We start from the raw sequence: 461 nt of genomic DNA on the forward strand, positions 1-461 counted from the left end.
GTCCCGGCCGGCGCTGATGCGCAGCAGCTGCTTGGCGTGGTTCCACTCGTACAGGGCCCGGGACTCGTCGACGCCCTCGTAGCACTGCAGACGCACCAGGTGGGCCCCGGCGACCTGGGCCACCGCCTTGGCCAGCTCCGTCTTGCCGACCCCGGCGGGGCCCTCCACCAGCAGCGGCTTCCCGAGCCGGTCGGCGAGGAAGACGGTCGTGGCCACCGCGGGCGACGCCAGATAACCCGCCTCGGCGAGTCGCGCCAAGACGTCGTCGACGGAAGTGAACACCTGGGCCTCCAGCTCAGGGCGGCACTGACTGAGCACTGACTGACGCTGCTATCCAAGCGCTTGTTCACCCTCCTGTCATCATCGGCAGAACGGGGTGGCCGTCATCACAGCCACTCCGTCTCGGTCTTCGTCCCTGTCTCTGCCTCCGTCCGTGCTCCGGGCTCACGCGGCCTGCGCGG

General features: G+C 69.8%; 1 protein-coding gene. It reads right to left on the minus strand.

Annotated elements, in window-relative coordinates:
• A partial coding sequence (locus J0695_RS42710; RefSeq protein WP_206970165.1) for an AAA family ATPase occupies positions 1–282 on the minus strand: 282 nt, incomplete at its 3' end.
• Positions 283–461 lie beyond the last annotated feature (179 nt).

This window comes from Streptomyces beijiangensis (assembly GCF_017315755.1).
Taxonomy (GTDB): domain Bacteria; phylum Actinomycetota; class Actinomycetes; order Streptomycetales; family Streptomycetaceae; genus Streptomyces; species Streptomyces beijiangensis.